The sequence below is a fragment of the Agarivorans litoreus genome, assembly GCF_019649015.1.
Lineage (GTDB): Bacteria > Pseudomonadota > Gammaproteobacteria > Enterobacterales > Celerinatantimonadaceae > Agarivorans > Agarivorans litoreus.
In genome coordinates, this window is sequence record NZ_BLPI01000001.1 from 3747208 (window position 1) to 3764871 (window position 17664).

The 17664-nt window shown below is 43.8% G+C and carries 11 protein-coding genes; 6 read left to right on the top strand and 5 right to left on the bottom strand.

The window, feature by feature from the left end:
• Window positions 1-885 precede the first annotated feature (885 nt).
• Window positions 886-1761 carry a Dyp-type peroxidase gene (locus tag K5L93_RS17265; protein ID WP_220720932.1) on the top strand — a complete coding sequence of 292 codons (876 nt, stop codon included), beginning with the start codon at window positions 886-888 and terminating at the stop codon, window positions 1759-1761.
• A 315-nt stretch (window positions 1762-2076) separates the two neighbouring features.
• On the opposite strand, the gene K5L93_RS17270 is transcribed toward K5L93_RS17265, so the two are convergent.
• Window positions 2077-2562 (bottom strand): GNAT family N-acetyltransferase, encoded by a 486-nt coding sequence (locus tag K5L93_RS17270; RefSeq protein WP_220720933.1) that lies wholly within the window; start codon window positions 2560-2562, stop codon window positions 2077-2079.
• A 297-nt stretch (window positions 2563-2859) separates the two neighbouring features.
• Here K5L93_RS17270 and K5L93_RS17275 point away from each other — a divergent pair, with 297 nt between their 5' ends.
• The 3 genes from K5L93_RS17275 (at window position 2860) to K5L93_RS17285 (ending at window position 9290) form a co-directional block, all read left to right on the top strand.
• Complete coding sequence (locus tag K5L93_RS17275) at window positions 2860-3807, top strand: hypothetical protein (RefSeq protein WP_220720934.1); 948 nt, start codon at window positions 2860-2862, stop codon at window positions 3805-3807.
• Window positions 3808-4047: 240 nt separating this feature from the next.
• A complete protein-coding gene (locus K5L93_RS17280) occupies window positions 4048-7179 on the top strand; it encodes a beta-galactosidase (protein WP_220720935.1) in 3132 nt (1043 codons plus the stop codon).
• Window positions 7176-9290: an alpha-galactosidase gene (locus tag K5L93_RS17285; RefSeq protein WP_220720936.1), complete on the top strand. Its 2115-nt coding sequence runs from the start codon at window positions 7176-7178 to the stop codon at window positions 9288-9290. Before K5L93_RS17280 ends, K5L93_RS17285 begins: the two co-directional genes overlap by 4 nt.
• Before the next feature lie 6 nt (window positions 9291-9296).
• Here the strand turns inward: K5L93_RS17285 and K5L93_RS17290 are convergent, their stop codons facing one another.
• Both K5L93_RS17290 and K5L93_RS17295 read right to left on the bottom strand, forming a co-directional pair.
• Window positions 9297-10304, bottom strand: coding sequence for a hypothetical protein (locus K5L93_RS17290; RefSeq protein WP_220720937.1), 1008 nt, complete (start codon window positions 10302-10304; stop codon window positions 9297-9299).
• Window positions 10305-10377: 73 nt separating this feature from the next.
• Window positions 10378-11187 carry a glycoside hydrolase family 11 protein gene (locus tag K5L93_RS17295; protein WP_220720938.1) on the bottom strand — a complete coding sequence of 270 codons (810 nt, stop codon included), beginning with the start codon at window positions 11185-11187 and terminating at the stop codon, window positions 10378-10380.
• 580 nt (window positions 11188-11767) lie between these two features.
• Between K5L93_RS17295 and K5L93_RS17300 the strand changes: the two genes are divergently transcribed.
• A complete protein-coding gene (locus K5L93_RS17300) occupies window positions 11768-12406 on the top strand; it encodes an HD domain-containing protein (RefSeq protein WP_220720939.1) in 639 nt (212 codons plus the stop codon).
• An 86-nt stretch (window positions 12407-12492) separates the two neighbouring features.
• Here the strand turns inward: K5L93_RS17300 and ppk1 are convergent, their stop codons facing one another.
• A complete protein-coding gene (ppk1, locus tag K5L93_RS17305; RefSeq protein WP_220720940.1) occupies window positions 12493-14580 on the bottom strand; it encodes a polyphosphate kinase 1 in 2088 nt (695 codons plus the stop codon).
• A gap of 36 nt (window positions 14581-14616) precedes the next feature.
• A complete protein-coding gene (locus K5L93_RS17310; RefSeq protein WP_220720941.1) occupies window positions 14617-15120 on the bottom strand; it encodes a glycine cleavage system transcriptional repressor in 504 nt (167 codons plus the stop codon).
• Window positions 15121-15443: 323 nt separating this feature from the next.
• Between K5L93_RS17310 and K5L93_RS17315 the strand changes: the two genes are divergently transcribed.
• Window positions 15444-17654 carry an ABC transporter permease subunit gene (locus K5L93_RS17315; RefSeq protein WP_220720942.1) on the top strand — a complete coding sequence of 737 codons (2211 nt, stop codon included), beginning with the start codon at window positions 15444-15446 and terminating at the stop codon, window positions 17652-17654.
• Window positions 17655-17664: the final 10 nt, after the last annotated feature.

A 17664-nucleotide genomic window follows, 5' to 3' on the forward strand; every position in this document is an offset into this window, starting at 1 on the left:
GTGGTGAAAATCCTTTCAGCAACATATCTAGGTGAACTTTGATTTTAATCAAAATGTCACTTGAAATGTGACTGATGTCACATTAAATTATAGGTGTGACTTGGATCACATTCGATTTGAGACACTAATGATATTAAATACTTAGGAGAAAGATTATGTTTGATTACTTTGGTGCACTTTACTCATCGTATTATTTTACTAAAGCTGATGATTACAACTTTTATTGCGAAACTCGCAAAGATATTCACCGATAATATAAGTTAAAGGTGGATATATGGTTCTTCATCCGATCATTGGTTCAGCATTATCAACTTATGTTCGTTTCGGGTGCTTAGAGCAAGGTAAACGACAGCAGAGATAATTGTAATGAATCAAGTTAACCCCAGTGCCTGAAACGAGCTTGCTCCTTCAGGCATTTTTTATTCTTTTCCCCGCGCTTCCCGTCTTGTTCGTTTCTTGAACAAATTTTTTTAGCAAAAAATCTAAAACACGCTTGCAATGTGATGTATGTCACATTATTATTCTTTTCGTGAGCTGGTTCACACTTTTATGTTTTCTAGGAGAAACACTATGTTTGATTACTTTGGTTCTTTATATACAACTTACTATTTCACTAAAGCTGCGGATTACAAAGCAACAGATTCTAACAATCTACACCGTTAATCCTCACATTTGAACATGTGGGCTTAGCACTTAGCCTTTCGCAATGCCGAGAGCGTGACAGTAAACTGAGCGAGAATACACTATGAGTCAAATGTTCTAAAATGCCTGATAGCTTTAAAGCATCAGGCATTTTTCGTTTAAAAAATAATTACCCCGCATCAAATTACTTCCCGACAAAATTACTTATACTGCTAGGCAGTGATTGTTAAATGAGAAATTTTTATGTCGTTAGTTCAACCTCTTATTCTCGAGTCTCAACAGCATCATGCTAGTTTTTTGCGCTTTAGTCTCGTTGACCGTGAAGCCCTTGCTGATTGTTTAAGTCAAATCCAAGTTCTTTACCGCGCGCAAGATACGGTGATTGGTTTTGGCCAGCCATTGCTCGCTATGAATAATACTGTGGTAGAAGGTGTAAAAAGTGCCGAGAGCATTCAAGGGCCAAAACGCACCAGTCCAGCTAACCAAGATGATTTATGGCTGCGAGTGAGTGGCAGCGATCCGGGTGAAGTGATGCTGCGTGTGCAAGAGTGGTTAGATGTTTTAGTGCCAAGCTTTAGTTTAAATGAACAAGTAAATGGTTTTTGTCACCGAGAAGGACGAGATCTATCGGGTTATGTAGATGGCACCGAAAATCCAGAAGACAACGCTGAGCAAGTGGTAGCCTTAACGGGCGAGAAGGGTATTGCTGGTTCAAGCATGCTGGCAGTACAAAAATGGCAACATCAGCTTAAACATTTCAATAGTCTGCCTAGCAAACATCAAGACGATATTATTGGTCGTCGCAAAAGTGATAATGTTGAATTTCCAGAGTCGCCACCTTCAGCTCACGTGCGTCGTACGGCTCAAGAGAGTTTTACTCCAGAAGCCTTTATGTTACGCCGCAGCCTACCTTGGATAGAGCAGCAAGATTGTGGTTTAAACTTTGTGTGTTTTGCTAACAGCTTTTACCCTTTTGAGGCGCAGCTAAAACGAATGCTGGGCTGTGAAGATGGTATTGAAGATGGCTTGTTTGAATTTAGCCGCCCACTAAGCACTGCTTATTACTGGTGCCCACCAGTAGACGGTGAGCAGCTAGATTTAAGCTACCTACAGCTTTAGTTTAACCAAGCTTATTAGGGTCTGTTGATCTTTGCTGATGGTTTTTGCAGCAATTTATTAGCCATTTAGGCAAGGCAGTGAGTGTGCAGTTAAGTGGGCTTAATAATCACTCACTAACGCTGAATAAATGGCTAAGAAATGCTGCCCGAAGGGTTCGGATAAGCGAACTTTACTCTTTGTTAAGCACTTCTTGCTTAGCCCCCTAGGCTTCTAAGTGCTCGCCGCGATTAAAGCCCGCTTATCTCGAACAAAATTTCAACACCAAAGATCAACAGACCCTAGTTGGCGTTCATCGAAACAGGATGAGCGTCATTTTTATTCTTCAAGCTCGGTTTTATAAAGCGCCATACCTCGAGCTTTATAGTTAGCAAGTGCTGCCGGGTGGTCTAAATCACAGGTGTGTACCCATACACGTGTTGCTTGCCATTGCCATGCTGTTTTAATGCACTGGCTGAGTAAACCGCCGCCCAAGCCTTGGCCATAAAATGCTTTAGCTAGACCAAAGTAGATGATTTCTACGCTGTTATCTCGGTGTTTATTTAACTCGAAGTAACCAACAAATTGTTCACCTGAATAAGCGCCAAAGGTCCGTAGGTTTGCTGGCTGGGTATAGTCGACCCATTGTTGCTCGGTCCACACAAGCTTATCGTTCCATTGCCAGTGTTTTCCTACTTCGCTATAAAACTGGCGACTTAGCTCAGCCTGATTTGTTGCTATTTCTTCAATTCTTAGATGTTCAGGAAGGGGCTTAGCCTTGAGTTGCTCAAGCTGAGTTTGTTGTAGGTAGTATACGGTGGTCATTGTTTTTCCTATTGCAATTGTTTGCGCAGTGTAGCAATTGCAGTGGTAGCGCTCTATCTAAATCTCATTAGTAAGCAACTGATTATTAGATAAAATTATCAGTGTAAAATAGTTGTTACAACTGTCTAAGTTTTTTACATGCTGATAATTTAGTTTTTTATTGGATAATTCAAGTTATTGAAATGAAGTTATTTATAACTGGTGGCTTAGTTTATGCTTTTACATAGATATCACTAATAATGGGACTTTATTGGTATCGTTATCAGTATTGGCTATACCAAAAAGAGCGTTAGTTTTATGAAAACTTTGCCTATTGTGGCCGGCTTGTTTGCCATTCTATCTTCCTTCAACCTTTGGGCTACACCGGTAACCAGCTTCGTGGTGGGCGGAGTGTGCGACACCTCTCGTGCTACCTTAAATTCTATTATGGAATCAGGAGAGGCAAGTGAATTGTTGGGAGGCGTTAATCCATCTTATTCTGCCAGCGCTTGTTTGGTGTTTGATGGAAATGATGACGGCAATGCGAACGATCCTCAGGTGAATATTGGGCAAAAAGACGATGGTCTGCTCAATACTAAGTATGGGCCTGATGACTCTTTGTTTTTTATTGAACCAGAAGAGCTGCAAAATTTAGATGACTTTCCTGCTGGCATTGCCGATGATCCCGGCTGGATTCACTTGGCTAGTGTAGGTGGCGCGATAGGGCAGAATGACCAATTAGCGGTGAACTACGATCAGGCAGGGCCAGTTACCAGTGGTGGATTATTCCTTGATATCGACGCTCTGCTAAACATGACGTTTACTTGTGTGGATGATGATAACGGCGAGTGCAAAGCAGTAGATTGGGTTATAGAAACCGATCCAAGTATTATTGACCAAGTCTCTCAGTTGTTAGGTGAGGCGACTTTCGACCACCTTGTGTTCTCGATAAAAGCAGGTAATGGTTTTATCCTTTACGACTTCGACTTTATTGATATTTTTGCCCAGGAGTTAAGTGACTATCCCGCTTCAAGTTTAAACTTTAATACCCCATATAAGCTATCTGGTAGTTTAAATACTGGGGATTTTCTTAATCCGAATGGGAATAGTACACAGGCCATATCGCACTTAAACGTTTGGGCGCGAGACCCTTCCGATCCTTCTATTACGCATATCAATGAACCAAGTACCTTTGGCATATTCATATTGGCCATACTTGGTGTGATTAGTGCGCGACTAGCACGCAAAAATACTCAAGTTTCCTAAGCGCTTTACGCTTTGTTTTTCTGCTAAACCAAATGTAACTACTCGCTAGTGGTTACATTTCATTTACTTTTGTGTAAACGTTTTCCTGCTTTCGTGAGTACGCTCTCATTTTTGCTGAGGTAGCCCAACTAAAATCAGCCAATAAACTTGTTATCACTGTAACTGGTATATCTGCTTGCTAGAGCTTAGTAGTTAGATAACAAGCGCCTACAATGTACTACTTGGTTTATGGAGATAAGAATGACGCGAGTAAGCGCCACACTGTTAACCCAAAAGGATTGGGAAAATCCCTCTGTTACTGAGCGTAATCGCTTACCCTCGCATGTCCCTTTAGCCTCATATAGCAGTTTAGATGCAGCCTTAAGTCTACAGCAGGCAGAGCATCATCTCAGTTTAAATGGGCAGTGGAATTTTTGTTTGCTAAAACAGCCTGAGCAATTGAGTGATGCGCTGATTGCAGGCAGCAAGGGTAGTTGGAAAAGTATAGCTGTGCCTGGTAATTGGCAGTTGCAGGGCTTTGATAAAGCCATTTATACCAATGTAATTTATCCCTTCGAAGTGAATCCTCCCTACGTGCCTAGTGATAACCCAACGGGGGTTTATCGTACTCAGTTTAACTACCAAGCTGCTTGGGCCAATAAACAAGTACGCTTGCGTCTTGACGGGGTTAACTCTGCTTTTCACGTTGTTATAAATGGGCAGTTAGTGGGGTACGGACAAGACAGCCGTTTAGCCAGCGAATTTGATATTGGGCCTTTTTTACAAGCAGGGGCCAACCAGCTGTGTGTGATTGTTTATCGCTGGAGTGACGGCAGTTACCTAGAAGATCAAGACATGTGGTGGTTAAGCGGTATTTTTCGTGACGCGAGCATTTACGCTAAACCGCAAATTCATATTGCAGATTTTCACATCAATAGCCAACTGGACGCTTGCTATCGAGATGCGCAGTTGCAAGTAGAGGTACAACTGGCTGGTGCTAGTTTAGCCCAGTTAGACGGCTACCAAATAGAGTTGCAGCTTTATGACGGTGACAGCGCGGTGTTAGCTAATCCAGTGCGAGAATCCACCAACAATTTGTCGGTGGATGAAAAAGGCGGCTTTGCTGATAGGGTGTTTTTAAATGCCGATGTTGCTGCGCCTAAGCTATGGAGTGACGAACAACCTAATTTGTACCGAGCGGTCTTAAGTTTATTGGATGCTCAAGGAACCTTGCTGGAAGTGGAGCAAAGCTCGGTGGGCTTTCGCTGCGTAGAAATTAGCGAGGGTTTATTAAAACTCAACGGCAAGCCGGTGTTAATTCGTGGGGTAAACCGTCACGAACATGATCCTGAACTTGGTCATGTAATGACCGAAGCCAGCATGTTGCAAGACATAAAGTTACTTAAGCAAAATAACTTTAATGCTGTACGCACCGCACATTACCCTAACCACCCACGTTGGTATGAACTCTGTGATGAATACGGATTATTGTTAGTTGATGAAACTAACCTAGAAACCCATGGCATGTTTCCAATGAAACGTTTGTCGGACGATCCGCAGTGGATGCACGCTTACATGCAACGGGTGACTCGCATGGTGGCGCGCGACAAAAACCATCCGTCGATCATTATTTGGTCTTTAGGCAATGAGTCTGGCTATGGTTGTAATCACGATGCTATGTATGGCTGGTTGAAACAGGCAGATCCAAGTCGCCCGATTCAATACGAAGGTGGTGGGGCCGATACTCCCGCTACAGATATTTTGTGTCCTATGTATGCCCGAGTAGGTTGGGACACCGCAGGAGAGGGGATCCCTAAGCGAGCGATTACCGCGCATATTGCCGATCCTAAGGAACAGCGTCCGCTTATTTTGTGTGAGTATGCCCATGCTATGGGCAACAGCTTGGGAAGTATTGAAGAGTACTGGCGAGCGTTTCGTTTGCATCCTCGTTTGCAGGGCGGTTTTATTTGGGACTGGGTTGACCAAGGTATTACCAAGCAAAACGACTCTGGAGAAACTTACTGGGCCTATGGGGGCGATTTCGGCGACAATCCTAATGATCGCCAGTTCTGCATTAACGGGCTGGTTTTCCCCGATCGCAGCCCACACCCCAGTTTGTATGAGATTAAGTATTTGCAGCAATACTGGCAGATAAGTGCGAAAAATCTAGCCAAGGGCGAGCTGTTAATTAGTAATGAGCACTTAGTAAACGATAGTAGCAACACCGCAGGGGAGTGGCGAATAGAGCGCAATGGTGAGCTATTTAGCCAAGGCGAGTTTAGCTTAAGTTTGCAAGCTGGCGAGCAGCAAATAATATGTTTGCCAAAGCCAGCCATGCAAGGTTTAACTACCCAAACTAGTGGTGAGTTCTGGCTAACTATAAACATTAAATTGCAACAGGCTACTGCTTGGGCACCGGCTGGCCATAGTTTGGCAAAACAGCAGTTTAAGTTAGCCTTTGGTGGTTTAAATAGCCCTAAACCTATAAATAAAGCCGAAGTTAAATGCACGCAGCAAGATCGCATAATACGCTTTGAGAGCCCAAAACAGCTGCTTGAATTTGATTGTGTTAGCGCGCAATGGCTAGCTTGGACGGTAAATGAAAAGCAGTTATTTACCGCTGCACCGGTTGATAATTTTTACCGTGCTCCGCTCGATAATGATATTGGCGTAAGCGAAGCCAGCCAAATGGATCCCAACTCGTGGATTGCCCGTTGGCAAAGCGCTGGACTTCATCAACTCAAACGTGAAGCTTTAGATTTTAGTTTCTCTCAACTTAGTAACGGATGCTGGCTTGTGGAATGCAGCAGCGAGTATCGCCATCAACAGAAAACTGCTTTTAAGGTGTTACACCGCTATGTGATTAGCGCCGACAAGGTAGCTTTTGATTGTGAGGTGCACGCCGCAGCTTACTTGCCGCCTCTGCCAAGGGTAGGGCTTAGCTTAAGTCTAGACAAACAATTTAGTGAGTTGTCGTGGTTTGGTTTGGGACCACATGAAAATTACCGAGACCGTTTAGCCGCTGCTACCGTCAGCCGCTATAGTGAAACTGTCGACAACTTGCATACCCCCTATATTTTCCCTAGCGAAAATGGCGGGAGGGGAGAGGTCAGGCAGTTGTCTCTTAAGCATGAACAGCAGTTGAATGTAGAGCTGCACTGCCAACCTAGTTTGCAAATGACAGCGAGTCGTTTTAGCCAGCAAGACTTAAGCGACGCAACACATAATTATCAGCTTAAAGACAGTGGCAGTGTGTTTGTACATTTAGATGTTGCCCATCAAGGAGTGGGGGGAGATGACTCTTGGAGTCCTTCGGTACACCCTAAACATCAGGTATTAGACAACTACTTTAGTTACCACATTGATTTTACCGCACAAGGATCGTTGCTATGAGCTTGTTTCATTTATTCGGGCGAAGCAGTAGCTTGCTGTTAAAGCAAACTAACAGCCTACCAGAAATCATTTATTGGGGCGCAAAGCTTAATGGTCCCATTGATGAAGCCTTGCAGGATGCTATTAGCCGACCAGTCCCTGAAGCAAGCTTAGATGAAGACGTGCCGTTAACCCTTTGCCCAGAGGCCAGCGAAGGGTGGTTCTCTAGCCCAGGCCTTGAGGGAAACCGCGCCGGTAAAGATTGGTGCCCAAGCTTTACCGCTAACGTTACCCTTGAAGGTCATAGCAAGGTAACTGTAGAAGCCGTAGATAGCCGCGCTGAATTAGCGCTTAGCTTGAGCGTAAGCCTTGATGAGGCGAGTGATGTGCTTACCTTGCAAAGTAAGGTAACTAACCATGGTGAACAAGTTTATAACTTGCAGCGCTTGGCGCTTACTCTGCCTTTGCCAGCCTATTGTGATGAACTGTTATCATTACATGGCCGCTGGACTAAAGAGTTTCAGCAACACCGTCAGCCCTTGGAGCGGGGAATCATTAGCCAAGAGAATCGTCGTGGGCGTACTTCTCACCAGTATTTTCCGGGAGCGATTATCGGCAGCAAAGGTTTTTCTCACCAAGTGGGAGAAGTGTTTGGATTTCATTTCGCTTGGAGTGGTAATCACCGTATTCAAAGCGGTGTTAAAACCGATGGCCGACGTTGGTTACAAGCCGAAGAGTTATTGCTTAGTGGTGAAGTTCGCTTGGCTAAAGGCGAAAGTTACCAAAGCCCTGAGTTGATGGCGACTTATGCCAGCACTGGCTTAAACTCGATGAGCGCTAACTTTCACCATTATGTGCGTAGCCACATTCTTCGCTTTCCTGAAGCAGCTAAAGCGAGACCAGTGCACCTTAACACCTGGGAAGGGATCTATTTTGACCACGACCCCGCTTATATTAAGCAAATGGCCAGCTTAGCAGCAGATATTGGCGTAGAGCGCTTTATTATTGATGATGGCTGGTTTATTGGTCGAGAGCACGATAAAGCCGGTTTGGGGGATTGGTTTTTAGATAACCAAAAGTATCCGCAAGGCTTAGAAGAGGTGATAAACCATGTGCATGCACTAGGCATGGAGTTTGGTTTGTGGTTTGAGCCAGAGATGGTTAACCCTGACTCAAATTTGTACCGCAAACACCCTGAATGGGTATTGGGGCAGGCCGGTTATCAACAAAAAACGGGTCGTTATCAATATGTACTCGATTTACAAAATCCTCAGGTGTTTGCCTATTTGCTTGAGCGCTTAGATAGCCTGTTAAGTGAGTATGCTATTGCCTATATTAAGTGGGACATGAACCGCGAGCTAGTTCAACCAAGCCACTTAGGTGAAGCGGCAGTGCATGGTCAAACTCAAGCCTTTTATGCTTTGGTGGACGAACTGGCTAAACGCCACCCCGAGCTGGAAATCGAAAGCTGTTCTTCGGGCGGCGGTCGGATTGATTACGAAGTGCTTAAGCGCAGCCACCGATTCTGGCTCTCAGATAGCAATGACGCATTAGAGCGGCAAATTATGCAGCCAGCGATGTTGTACTTTTTCCCACCAGAGGTGATGGGCTCACACATTGGCCCTGCTCATAGCCACACCACCTATCGACAACATAGCATTGGGTTTAGGGGGCTAACCGCATTGGTTGGACATATGGGGGTAGAGCTAGATCCAGTTGCGGTTGATGCCAAAGAGCGACAGCAATTTGCGAACTATATTGCCTTACATAAATCACTAAGGCCCTTGTTGCACTCCGGCACTTTTCATCAGTTAAATGCTAGTGATAATAGCTGGCAAGCTTATGGCGTGTTAGACCAAGATAAAGGCGAAGGCGTCTACTGGGCGGTGCAATTATCTATGCCAGCTTACACCTTGCCGGGCAGACTAAAGCTAATAAACTTACAGTCTCAAGCCCTTTATAAAGTTGAAGTACTGGATAAACCAGACTTTAAACACATTATGAAAAAGTTTCCTAACTGGCTTGAGAAAACATGTCTGCTTAGCGGTGAGAGTTTAATGAACTTAGGCTTACAGTTACCCATTATGGATCCAGAAACCGCGATGTTGATTAAAGTAACGCGCCAAGCTTAAGCTAAGTTAGTTAGCGCTAAGGCGTGCGTATTCTTGTTGGCTTAAATCAAAAGAGGTGAGTAGGGTTTGTTGTGCTTCAAACCACAAGGAATCTTGTTGATCGCTGGCCATATCTAATAGCTTGGTTTTCAAGTCATCCGCTGCAGGAATGCTGCCGCTATTAATGTTGTTTAGTACTGCTAGTTGGACTGGTTGTGAACTGTTGTAAAGCATATCACTGGCAATGGCAGAGCGCTGTTGATTATGGCTAAAGCGCATTAATTGAGACAGTAACATTTCTGCTTCATCAGCATCGGCTGTTAATACTTGCTGTTCCAATTCACTGGTAATTACTTGTCGCTCTGGATCTGAGATTTTATAAGGCTTTAACAAACTTAAGGCTTCTACTCGTGTATTGGTACCGGTTTGTTCTAGTGTTGCTAGGTCTACTAAGCCTTGTACCAGCAGCGGGGACTGAATGTCCGAAGCGCTGCTTAGCAGCGAAAGAAACTTCTGCTGAGACTGGACATCACTGAGCATGGCGTACTGCTCTGCTAAGCCCAGCAAGGCTTGTTTACTGCTTGGGTTGGCGCTGCTTTGAATAGCAGAGAGTAGTAAATCAAAATCAGGGTGGTCTACGTTAAGCGCTGCTAGTTGCTCAATTGAGTTCGCTAAGCTTGTAGGATTATTTTGTATAGCGTGCTTTAGTGCATCGAACTGCGCTGCTTTATTTGGTATAGCTTCATTATGTGCTTTGTTGCTTAGCTCTATGTTATCTGGAGTGTGTTTAACGAGAACCTGTGCTGGTTTGCTAACAGGCTGATTGGCGAAATTATCTTCTAAGTGATTATTTCTAAATAATAAATCTGTATTTTTAGCACTGCTATTTACAGGGTTTTCCAGTGTTGCTAAATCTGTTTGTGAGTTTTCATGATAGAAAGCCCTAGTGCTCGGTTTTGGATGGTAGATAACAGCAACGAGGTAGCCTGCGATAAAGGTGCCAGCTAAAGAGAGTACCCATCCATAAGTTTTCATCGTTGCTTCCTACTATTCCTTTTGAAGCCAAGTGTTATTCAACACTTGGCTTTATTTCATTTTAGGTTAAGCGTTATCGTGGCCAAAGAGAGATATCTACAGCGCCTTTGTGATTGATGTTAGCGTCACCAAATATTTCAATAGCGAGAATTTGGTAACCGTTCGATATTCCATCAGCTTTAAAACCTAAATCTGAGTTGTCCCAACGATTTACGTGAGGTCCAAAATCCAAGTTATGGTTGTTACCCTTAGCAGTAGGAGAGCGGCGTACGCTCCAAAACTGTTTGAATTTACGACTGTTTCCGCTACCGCAAAATTGTGCGCCATCCCGATCAACTAAGTATACGTCGTAGGTGGCGTTGTTGGCTTTAACGGTACCTTTGCTTTTTGCTGGCGCGCCAGCGGTTTCGTCCCAAGGTACAAATTTGCCTGGTCCTTTCCAGGTATCTACAACATAGTATTCCTGTGAGGTACTGCCGCTACATGACCAGCCATATAGTGCTACTAAGGCTTTTTGAATATTGGAGTTACTAGTGAGCTCGCCAACGTTGTAACCAATTTTGCGATATCTCGCCCCTTTATCCCAACCAAGTCCACCAATGGCATCTTCACCCCAAGATTTTGCCATATCCCATTCAGCGCGATAGTGGCGGCCGGCTTCGTTATATAAACCAAGCTTCACTTTACAGGTTTTAATATCGTTTTGACTCAATTCAAACCAAGAGTAGAAGTTACCTCGGTAGTAACCAGAGCCATAACCGTTGCCGGAGTCTGCCGCTGGGTCGCAGATGGTTTTGCCTATGCTTGCCGCACTTACCGTGCTTGGAGCGGTTAAAAGTAAAGAGCTTAGCGTTAATGTTAGCGCTAACAATGGAGTTTTCATTTAGGTGTCCCTATTCCGTTAAAGTTACCAACGAACTAGTCACACATGATTTCCTGTAGCGTGACTATACCACTCGTTAAGAGCACGTTTATCAACGTGATTCTAATGTGTATTTTTTGTTACGCCTTAGTATTGGATTGATATAATTTTTAGGTCAAATCGAATAGTGAAAACTCAAGAATTGGTCAAATTAAACCAAGAAATTCAATAGCTTGGTAAAAAGTGAACTTGACAGTGAAAAAACATGGTTGATTTTAGTGTTGTTTACCTAATGATAATACTATTGGGAATGTTCTAATTGTGAACTTTGGTTTACCTATTGCCCCGTTTTTATACTGCTCAGTGAGGCTTAAGAGGAGATTCGTACTAAATTGATATGGTAGTAATTATTAATATACCAATGCACTTAAGACTCTGTACTTGTTTGGTTTTGGGGTTTTTTTTAACCACCTTGGCTTTGCTGTTTCATTATATTTGTGACTTAGCCACTTTCATCATGTTATATGCTTGTTTCGCTTTTGACTGGTCAAGTCTTATTAGTTAGCGTGCCTAAATTATCTGTTTTTATCAGCCAGGTTTTATGATTAAGAATTTAGAGTTTCAGTGCCAGCAGTTTTTGCAGGGGCTGAAAACCGGCGATGCTGCCCACAATATCAACCACATTGAAAGAGTGGTTAAGTTGGCTACCTATCTGTGTAAACAAGAAGAGGGCAAGCTTGAAGTAGTGGTCCCAGCCGCTTGGTTACACGATTGTGTATCATTGCCTAAAAATCACCCTCAGCGCAGGCTGGCCTCTAGTTTAGCGGCAGATAAGGCAATTGATTTTCTTAAGTCAATTGCTTATCCAGCTGAGTATTTAAGTGAAATTCATCATGCAATAGAAGCCCATAGTTACAGCGCAGATATTAAGCCAATCAGTCTTGAAGCAAAGATAGTCCAAGATGCAGACCGTATAGACGCGCTAGGCGCCATTGGTATTAGTCGCTGTATTCAAGTAGGAACTGGCTTACAACGCCCACTTTATCATCGTGATGACCCAATGTGTGAATCAAGAGTGCCTGATGATAGTCAATACACCATCGACCATTTCTTTGCTAAATTACTGAACATTGCAGATACGGTGCACACCACAGCGGCTAAGCGCGAGGCTGAAAAACGTAGTCAATTTATGAGGGCGTATTTAGCCCAGTTAAGCAACGAACTAGAACCACCGCACTAAGTTTCAATTTCGGCTTGTTAATAAAACTAGCGGCTTTGCGCAATAAAAAAGGCCGCTAGTTAGCGGCCTTTTCGGTAACAATACTCTTAGTTACTGTCTTCTTCTTGAACCTTGCGTCGCGGCTTAGATTCAATCGCTTTTAGGTAATCGTGAGTCCAAACTTGGGAGCGGATCTTACGACGGTTACCACGCTGAACGTATTTGTTTTGTTGTTTGGCATCGATTATGCGCGCTTTGGTGGTGTCAGCAAACTGTAGGTCTAACAGGTCAATCACCCGTTGTTTTAGCTCCTCATTGTAGATGGGCACGCCAACTTCAACACGCTCTTCAATGTTACGGGTCATCCAGTCAAAAGAGGCAATATAAACCTGATCTTCGCCGCTATGATGGAAGTGGAACACTCGAGGATGTTCAAGGAAGCGGTCAACAATACTGATGATTTTTATATTGTCATTGTTGCCTTCAAGCCCTGGCACTAATGAACACATACCCCGAATAATCATACGGATTTTAACCCCAGCTTTACTGGCCGCATACAAGCGAGTGACCACGCCTTTGTCGACTAAGTTGTTCACTTTAATTGTGATTGCCGCAGGGTTACCGGCGTTAGCTTGATTGATTTCGTAATCTATTAAGCTAAACAAGCGTCGGCGTGTATCGTTGGGCGATACAATAAGGTGCTGGAATTTAAAACGACGATAGGGCTGTTGAATAAAGCGAAATACGTTTTCCACCTCTTGGCCAATTTCTTGGTTTTTGGTGAACAGAGCAAAGTCGGTGTAAATTTTGGCCGTTTTTTCGTGGAAGTTTCCGGTACCAATATGGCTGTAATACACCCGTTGGTCGTCTTCTTTGCGGGTTACCAATAATAACTTTGAATGTACTTTTAGCGAAGGAACACCAAAGACAACTTTTACACCAGCGTCGGTAAGCATTTGTGCCCAGCCAATGTTGGCTCCCTCATCAAAACGAGCGCGTAGTTCAATAACCACGGTAACTCGCTTGCCGTTGTTAGCGGCGTCAATTAGCGAGTTCATTAAGTGAGACTTTTTCGCCACGCGGTAGATATTGATTTTGATGCTGGTGACTTTGGGATCAAAAGACGCTTGGCGCACAAACTCCGAAATGTAACGGAATTTATGATATGGGTAGTAGAGCAAAATATCTTGCGCGCTAATGGCATTAAATACCGTATCAAAGCTGTCGAAGTCACGGCAGTTTAGAGCAGGCAGCTTAGGGTTTTCTAAGTACTTTCTGCCAACATTTGGAAAACCAATGAAGTCTTTAAAGTTATGGTAGCGGCTACCACTTACGCTGTGGTCAAGTTTAGAAATGTGCAGCATTTTACTTAAACGCTTGACCATGCTGTTGGGCATTTCTCTATCGTAAACAAAGCGCACTGGTTCGGCGGTTAAACGCTGCTTAATACCCTCAGACATTTTTTCTAACAGGCTTTGGTCTACTTCGTCGGTAAGGTCGTACTCAGCGTCTCGGGTCATTTTAATTGAGTAGGCTGCCACTGAGTCGTATTCGTAGAAACCACGTAACAAATCATCTAAACAAAAACGGATGATGTTATCCAATATTATCAAGGTTTTACGGGTTTTTGAGCCATCGGGCGGCAGTACAACAAAGCGCGGTAGGCTGTCGGTTGGGATTTCAATTAATAAGTGGCTTTCTTTATCTGCTTTTTTCACTTCTACAGCAAGGTAGGTGTATTCGTCTTTTAAAAAGCGAACTAAGTCGGTCCGTTTGGTTAATACGATCGGCGTAATATGACGCAATACTTTGTCTTTAAAGTATTTTCTTACCCAGTTTTGATGGTTATCGCTAAGCTGGTCTTCATTAATTAAGAAGATGTTTCGACGGGCAAGAGTGAGAATGATTTCGCGATAGGTATCGTCAAAATCTTGCTGTAATTCGGCCAGCTTGGCCTGCACGTCATTGAGCAGTTGGATTGAGCCATCATCTTTAGATTTAAGTTCGTTAAGGATGATACGGCGCTTTAAGGCGGCAACCCTTACCTTATAAAACTCATCTTGGTTGTTGGAAAAAATACCTAAGAATCGAACGCGTTCGATAATTGGTACTGAATGGTCTTGGGCTTCTTGCAAGACCCGTTGGTTAAACGAAAGCCAACTTAACTCTTTTTCTATATATAGACTGTCGCTCATTGTTCACCTTTGGTACTGATTTCTTAAAGTAGGAAACTAGTCTTGTTCGATATCTACCATGAGATCGTCGGCTAGTGACTCTAAAGACTCTTGAATTGCTCCCAGTTGTTCATCGTTGGCGCATGGCACTGTTAGGTTAGCGGTAAATATTAGGCCTCCCCAGTTGGGAGCGCTAGCAACATGAGTATTAATCTCGCTTAAGCTTACACCCAGTGTATTTAGCGCCTGAGTCACCTCTTGCACGATGCCCACGCGGTCATTCGCGGTAACGGTTATTGCTACTTGCTGTTGTTCTTCACTGTTACTGCTATCGCCCTCTGCAATATTTACCAACAGGTTTTCTTGGTTAAGTAGATCATGGCTAAGTGCGTTGAGGTGCTGTTCATCAACTTCTAAGTGCAATATTCCGGCAAATTGACCAGCGAGTTCGGTTAGGCTGCTGGCCAGCCAGTTACCTTGGTGTTGAACCACTAATGAGGATAATTGATCAACGATACCAGGTCGGTCTTTGCCAATTACACTTACTACGAGTTGTTTCATCTTGTTACTCCATAGCCTAGCGCACAATAGTTTTATGACAGCAAACTATTGGCGATATTTCCGAGGGTTTAAAGTATGCATAGCTTTTAAGTAATTAGGAAGCTACTAAAAGCTGCGCTTGGATAAAAATCCAGCCAAGCATGCAATATAATTTCTTTGTAATATTAGGTACATACAAATGTAACATACACTTGTTAATCATAGTTGGTGAAGGTTTTTTATCCCACCCAATTGTGACTTTTTTTTTAGTATTTCACCCTGTAACAATACTGTCATAAAACTGCCATATACTTTCGCCAGACCTATTAAATTGTGAGGGATATATGACGCAGTCAGTGTCATTTAATAGTAGTGCTCAGCGGCTAATTAAGGACCGACTAACCCGCTACAGTGTAAGTGCTGGCGGGATTGTTGTTCTTTTAGCACTGATCTTAATTTTCTTCTATTTATTATATGTAGTTGCACCTATCTTCTACGGCGCGAGTTTAGAAAAATCTAAAACGATTCCGTTACAAGATAGCAGTGCCACAGTGGCTATTGGTGTTGAAGAGCAAAACGAAATTGCCTACCGCTTTAATGAAGACGGGCAGTTACGCTTTTTTAACCTAATCGATAGCCAGCGCGAGTTTCAAGACTATCAAGTTGAAGCAGACATTACTGCGTCAGACCGCACAGTGCCAAACCAAGGTTTGGTGGCTTACGGTACCAGTGATGGCTTGGCTTATATAGTTTCACCTAAATTTGGTATTAGTTACCCTAACGACAAGCGTTTAATTACGCCTGGCATAGCTTACCCGATGGGTGAGCAAGCGCTAGTGATTGACCCACAAGGCCAAGCCATTGAGCAGTTGGCTTTTGAACGTCAAGAAGAGTCGGCAGTGGTGGCAGCAGTTACCGCCGATGGCCGAGGCTTGTTGGTACGCTACGAAGCTGAAGAAGACATGTTTAGCGAGTCTTTGGAATGGCTGCCCGAGACGGCTAACATTCCTAGTTTGCCAAGTAACATCGATCAAATTTTGGTAACGCCAGACTTACGCCGTTTATACATTCGTAACGGCAATCAGTTGGCTAACTACAATATCCAAAATATTGACAATGTGCGCTTAAATTCAGTGGACTTTATTAATAGCACCGACAGCAATGTTACCGATATTGCCTTACTAACCGGTGCAAGTTCATTAATTGTTGCAAACGACAATGGCAAAGTAAGCCAGTGGTTTGATGTGGCAAAAGATGGGGTGCGTAAGCTTACCAAAATTCGTGAGTTTGATGCAGGCGCTAAAGTAAACGAAATTGGTGTTGAGTACTTCCGTAAAGGCTTTGCTGTAAGCGGAGATGATGGTTCTATAACCATATTCCACACAACCGGCGGTGGCCGTTTAGTCCGTGAGATGACCGATGCTAAAGCCTTTAGTTTAGCTTTCTCTCCGCGAGCCAGTGGTCTACTCACTGAGACCGAAAATGGTCTTGAGTTTTATCACGTAGATAATGAGCACCCAGAAGTAACGTGGCGCGCCTTGTGGAGCAAAATTTGGTACGAAGGTTACCCTGAGCCGCAATATGTATGGCAATCAACCTCAGCCAGTGATGACTTTGAGCCTAAGCTCAGCTTAGTGCCAATTTCTTTTGGTACCATTAAAGCTGCTTTTTACGCAATGTTGTTTGCTGCGCCTATCGCTTTAGCTGGAGCTATCTACACTGCTTACTTTATGTCAGCGCCACTGCGCAAAGTGGTTAAGCCAACCGTAGAAATTATGGAAGCTTTACCCACGGTAATTTTGGGCTTTTTGGCGGGTTTATGGTTAGCGCCATTAATTGAAGACAACTTGCCTGGCGTAATTGCCATTATGTTGTTGCTACCGGTAGGCTTTTTGCTCACTGCGTTTGCTTGGTCAAAAATGCCCAAGAAAGTACGCCAGTTGCTGCCAGAAGGTTGGGATGCAATTGTACTTATTCCAGTAGTGTTGTTTATTGGCTGGGGCTGTATCCAAATTAGTCCAGCGCTTGAGCAATGGATGTTCGACGGCGATGCACGTTTATACTTAACTAACGAGCTAGGCATTAACTTCGACCAACGTAACTCTATGGTGGTGGGTTTAGCCATGGGCTTTGCGGTTATTCCTACGATTTTCTCTATTGCAGAAGATGCGATTTTCTCGGTGCCAAAGCATTTGAGTAATGGCTCTTTAGCATTGGGTGCTACGCCTTGGCAAACCCTCACTAAAGTGGTGATTTTAACTGCTAGCCCCGGTATTTTCTCGGCGGTAATGATGGGCCTTGGCCGTGCAGTGGGTGAAACCATGATTGTACTTATGGCCACCGGTAATACCCCAGTAATGGATTGGAGTATCTTCCAAGGCATGCGTACCTTGTCGGCAAACATTGCGGTAGAGATGCCAGAGTCTGAAGTGGGAAGCTCACACTACCGAGTGCTGTTCCTAGCAGCCTTTGTATTGTTTGTATTTACCTTTGCATTTAACACCATTGCTGAATTTGTGCGCCAACGTCTGCGCGACAAATACAGCTCGCTGTAAATAGGGATAT

Excerpts from the sequence above, each read along its gene's own strand:
- K5L93_RS17265 (WP_220720932.1), top strand. The coding sequence starts at position 886 with ATGTCGTTAGTTCAACCTCTTATTCTCGAGTCTCAACAGCATCATGCT.
- K5L93_RS17270 (WP_220720933.1), bottom strand. The coding sequence starts at position 2,562 with ATGACCACCGTATACTACCTACAACAAACTCAGCTTGAGCAACTCAAG.
- K5L93_RS17275 (WP_220720934.1), top strand. The coding sequence starts at position 2,860 with ATGAAAACTTTGCCTATTGTGGCCGGCTTGTTTGCCATTCTATCTTCC.
- K5L93_RS17280 (WP_220720935.1), top strand. The coding sequence starts at position 4,048 with ATGACGCGAGTAAGCGCCACACTGTTAACCCAAAAGGATTGGGAAAAT.
- K5L93_RS17285 (WP_220720936.1), top strand. The coding sequence starts at position 7,176 with ATGAGCTTGTTTCATTTATTCGGGCGAAGCAGTAGCTTGCTGTTAAAG.
- K5L93_RS17290 (WP_220720937.1), bottom strand. The coding sequence starts at position 10,304 with ATGAAAACTTATGGATGGGTACTCTCTTTAGCTGGCACCTTTATCGCA.
- K5L93_RS17295 (WP_220720938.1), bottom strand. The coding sequence starts at position 11,187 with ATGAAAACTCCATTGTTAGCGCTAACATTAACGCTAAGCTCTTTACTT.
- K5L93_RS17300 (WP_220720939.1), top strand. The coding sequence starts at position 11,768 with ATGATTAAGAATTTAGAGTTTCAGTGCCAGCAGTTTTTGCAGGGGCTG.
- ppk1 (WP_220720940.1), bottom strand. The coding sequence starts at position 14,580 with ATGAGCGACAGTCTATATATAGAAAAAGAGTTAAGTTGGCTTTCGTTT.
- K5L93_RS17310 (WP_220720941.1), bottom strand. The coding sequence starts at position 15,120 with ATGAAACAACTCGTAGTAAGTGTAATTGGCAAAGACCGACCTGGTATC.
- K5L93_RS17315 (WP_220720942.1), top strand. The coding sequence starts at position 15,444 with ATGACGCAGTCAGTGTCATTTAATAGTAGTGCTCAGCGGCTAATTAAG.